Consider the following 4,297-nt stretch of genomic DNA (forward strand, 5'->3'; position numbering starts at 1 on the left):
GTCCGCCCATGCCGCGCCGGCCGGGCGCTCGGCCGCGGCCAGCCGCGCCTCGGTCGCTTCCTGTTTCTTCTGCGGCAGGGCCATCACGCCACCTCCGCCATGATGTCGGCATACCCGTTCTTCTCGACCTCGAGCGCCAGATCGGGGCCGCCGGACTTCACGATGCGGCCATCGACCATGATATGCACCACGTCGGGTTTGATGTGGTCCAGCAGACGCTGGTAGTGCGTGATCACGAGGAAACTGCGTCCCGCGTCGCGCAGCGCGTTCACCCCGTCCGAGACGAGTTTCATCGCGTCCACGTCAAGGCCGGAATCCGTCTCGTCGAGGATGCACAGCTTTGGCTCCAGAACGGCCATCTGAAGGATCTCGTTGCGCTTCTTCTCGCCGCCCGAGAACCCGACATTGACCGGCCGCTTGAGCATGTCGTTGCTCATCTTGAGCGTGGCGGCCTTCTCGCGCACCAGCTTGAGGAAGTCCGCCGCGCTCATCTCTTCCTGCCCGCGCGCCGTGCGTTGCGCGTTGAGCGCGGTGCGCATGAACGTCATGTTCCCCACGCCCGGGATTTCCACCGGGTACTGGAATGCAAGGAAAAGGCCGGCCGCCGCGCGTTCCTCGGGTTCCATGTCGAGAATGTCCGCGCCTTCCAGCGTGGCGCTGCCCTCGGTCACCTCGTAGCCGTCGCGCCCCGACAGGACGTAGGACAGGGTCGACTTGCCCGACCCGTTCGGCCCCATGATCGCATGAACCTTGCCTGCTTCGAGGCTCAGATCCACGCCCTTCAGGATCGTCTTTTCCTCGTCTTCAAGATCGACGTGCAAATTCTTGATTTCCAGCATTTTCTTTCCTCGCCTTGGGTTCGACACGGCTCAGGGCCGGGTCATCATCTCGATAATCGTCAACAGCCTGTCCGCCGGTACCGGCATGGGCGTGACATGAAACTCGGCCATCCGGCCGTGCAGGCGGTGCGGCGCGCCAAGGAACCGCTCCACCGCGTGGTACTGCTTGCGGCGCTTGTAGTCGTCGATCAGCACCGTCACGGGCCTGTCGGTGCGAAACGCCGCCGCCAGCGCGCATCCCGGGCGGAACCGCCCGTCGACCAGCACCACGTCGGGCTGCCGGAATTCCGGCAGATCCCAAACCTCCAGCGGGTACCGCGCGTAGCGGGTCCAGCTGTCGTTGCCCGTGGGGTAGCCCCATTCCCGCGTCGGGCCGATATCGGACCAGATCACGTCCACCTCGGTACCGGCGGCGGGCGGGGACGCGTCGAACCACGCCCGCATCATCAGGGCCCAGTCCCGGTCACTTTCCACCGCGAAGACACGCTTGCCGGCCATCTCGGCGGCCATCACGGTCGACCCGCCCGATCCGTATTCAAGGATCACGCCCGCCGCGTTATAGGCCGCCCGTACCGCTGCCGCCTCGGTATCCGGAAAGGTGAGTTCCGGTCGCGCCATCTCCGCCGTGCCTCGCATCAGGGGGCCAGCACCACGGCCGTGCCGCTGGCCGACACCATCAGCATCGACTCGCCCACCACCTCGTAATCGAGGTCGACGCCGACCACCGCGTCGGCACCGAGGGCCGCCGCGCGGCCCTCCAGCTCGCTGAGCGCCGTGTCGCGCGCGTCCTGCAGCTTGGTTTCGTACGCGCCCGACCGTCCGCCGACCACATCGGTGACCTGGGCGAAGAAATCGCGGAACACGTTCGCCCCCATGATCGCCTCGCCCACGACGATCCCGCGGTAATCGGCAATGGCGCGCCCGTCGACGGACTGCGTCGTCGTGATGATCATGTCGTCCTCCGTGCACGGCCAAGGGGCCCGCGGTGGCGCCCGGTCGTTATCCGACCGAGCCTTCCAGCGAAATCGCCACCAGTTGCTGCGCCTCCATGGCGAACTCCATCGGCAGCGCCTGGAGCACGTCCTTGCAGAACCCGTTCACGACCAGCGCCACGGCCTCTTCCTCGTCCATGCCGCGCTGGCGGCAATAGAACATCTGGTCCTCGTCCACCTTGGATGTCGTGGCCTCGTGCTCCACCCGCGACGAATTGTTCTTCACCTCGATGTAAGGCACGGTGTGCGCGCCGCACTTGTCGCCGATCAACAGGCTGTCGCACTGCGTGTAGTTGCGGCTGTCCTTGGCCTTCGGATGCATCGACACCAACCCTCGATAGGTGTTCTGCGCCTGCCCCGCGCTGATCCCCTTGGACACGATGCGCGAGCGTGTATCGCGGCCCAGATGCACCATCTTGGTGCCGGTATCGGCCTGCTGCCAGTTGTTGGTGATGGCGATCGAATAGAATTCGCCCTGGCTCTCGTTGCCGCGCAGGATGCAGGAGGGGTATTTCCACGTCACCGCCGAGCCCGTCTCGACCTGCGTCCACATCACCTTGGACCGGTCACCACGGCAATCGGCACGCTTGGTCACGAAGTTGTAGATGCCACCCTTGCCACCTTCGTCGCCCGGGTACCAGTTCTGCACGGTGGAATACTTCACCTCCGCGTCCTCCTCCACGATGATCTCGACCACCGCGGCGTGCAGCTGGCTCTCGTCGCGCTGCGGTGCCGTGCACCCTTCGAGATAGCTCACGAAGGACCCCTTGTCGGCGATGATCAGCGTCCGCTCGAACTGGCCGGTATTCTCCGCGTTGATGCGGAAATAGGTCGACAGCTCCATCGGGCAGCGCACGCCCGGCGGCACGTAGACGAACGATCCGTCCGAAAACACCGCGCTGTTGAGGGTGGCATAGAAATTGTCGCTCACCGGCACGACCGACCCGAGGTATTTCCGAACCAGTTCGGGATGTTCCTTGATCGCCTCCGAGATCGAGCAGAAGATGACACCGGCCTTCTTCAGCTCTTCCTGGAAGGTCGTCCCGACGCTCACGGAGTCGAACACCGCGTCGACGGCCACCTTGCGGCCCTCGGCCGGCGCCTCCTCGGCGCCCTCGACACCGGCCAGCACCATCTGTTCCTTCAGCGGGATACCCAGCTTTTCGTAGGTTTCCAGCAGCTTGGGGTCGACGTCGTCAAGCGACTGGGGCTTTTCCGCCATGCTTTTCGGCCGGGCATAGTAATACTGCTCCTGGAAATCGACCTCCGGGTAATCCAGCATCGCCCAGTCCGGCTCCTTCATCTGCAGCCAGCGCTCATAGGCCTGCAGGCGCCACTCGGTCATCCATTCCGGCTCTTCGTTCTTCTCCGAAATCAGCCTGACGATATCGTCGGTCAGCCCCTTGGGGGCATAATCCATCTCGATATCCGTCTCCCAGCCGTACTTGTAGGCGCCACCCACCTCGCGCACGGCATCGACCGTTTCCTTGTCGACGCCTTCCTTCACCTGACTGTCATCCAGTGCCGCCATCTTGGCTTACCTCCTTGACCGATCACGCCGTTCGGGCGCGCTGTTTGTGATACCGCTCCAGCCAGATTTCGGCGAAGCGCGTGACATCCTCTTCCGTCGTGTCCGGACCCAGCGAAGCGCGCACCGCGCAGGCCGCCTCGACCTCGCTGAATCCCATGGCCCGCAGCACGTGGCTCGACTTGACCTTGCCACTGGAACAGGCCGAGCCCGCCGAAATCGCGATCCCCGCCAGATCCATTGCCATCACCTGCGTCTCGCCCTTCCATCCGGGCGCGATGAAACAGCTGGTGTTGGGCAGCCTTGCGCCATCTTTCCCGATAAAAATAGTCTCTTTGGCCCCGGCTGCAATCATATTTTCTAGAATCTTTCTAATCTTCGCGACTTCCGCCCAGCGTCCTTCCGACAACTCGCGCGCCGCCGCCGCCGCCGCGGCCCCGAACCCGGCGATCCCCACGACGTTCTCGGTGCCCGACCGGCGGCCCATTTCCTGCCCGCCGCCGCGTATCCGCGCCTGCACGTCAGTGCCGCGGCGCACCACCAGCGCCCCCACGCCCTTGGGGCCGCCCAGCTTGTGCGCCGATACCAGCGCCATCTCGGCCCCCGACCAGTTGAACGCCACCGGCAGCTTGCCGAAAGCCTGCGTCATGTCGCTCACCGCCAGCCCGTCGGGCAACTGCTGCACGACCCCGGTTTCCGAGTTGGCCATCTGCAGCACCGACCCGGCCGGTTCCGCCACGGAAACGCGCCCGTCCGCGTCGACCGGCAGTTCCTCCTCGATCCACGCGCGCACCGCGTCATGCTCCACCGCCGCGCCGCGCAGCCCGCGCCCGGCACATGATTGGGCGCGGACTTACCGCCCCCTGAATGTCTGACACCCTAACATATCCCGGAGCGGATCGTGATATGCAATATCAGCGTCACTGCGCGCCGGTTTC

The 4,297-nt window shown here is 65.0% G+C and carries 4 protein-coding genes and 1 pseudogene; all 5 read right to left on the reverse strand.

All coding sequences use genetic code 11. The features are described 5' to 3' along the window. Positions 1 to 83: 83 nt before the first annotated feature. Entirely contained in the window at positions 84 to 839 is a 756-nt protein-coding gene (gene sufC / locus ACH107_RS30510) for a Fe-S cluster assembly ATPase SufC (protein WP_412509449.1), read from the reverse strand. A gap of 30 nt (positions 840 to 869) precedes the next feature. Then, on the reverse strand, positions 870 to 1,457 hold the full coding sequence (locus ACH107_RS30515) for a hypothetical protein (protein ID WP_412509450.1): 588 nt from the start codon (positions 1,455 to 1,457) through the stop codon (positions 870 to 872). A gap of 17 nt (positions 1,458 to 1,474) precedes the next feature. Further along, on the reverse strand, positions 1,475 to 1,792 hold the full coding sequence (locus ACH107_RS30520; protein ID WP_412509451.1) for a heavy metal-binding domain-containing protein: 318 nt from the start codon (positions 1,790 to 1,792) through the stop codon (positions 1,475 to 1,477). 46 nt (positions 1,793 to 1,838) lie between these two features. Further along, a complete protein-coding gene (sufB, locus tag ACH107_RS30525) occupies positions 1,839 to 3,362 on the reverse strand; it encodes a Fe-S cluster assembly protein SufB (RefSeq protein WP_412509452.1) in 1,524 nt (507 codons plus the stop codon). Positions 3,363 to 3,384: 22 nt separating this feature from the next. Continuing rightward, positions 3,385 to 4,206: pseudogene (locus ACH107_RS30530) on the reverse strand (cysteine desulfurase family protein); the annotation flags it as partial. Positions 4,207 to 4,297 lie beyond the last annotated feature (91 nt).

It is taken from the genome of Roseovarius halophilus (ex Wu et al. 2025) (genome assembly GCF_047086965.1).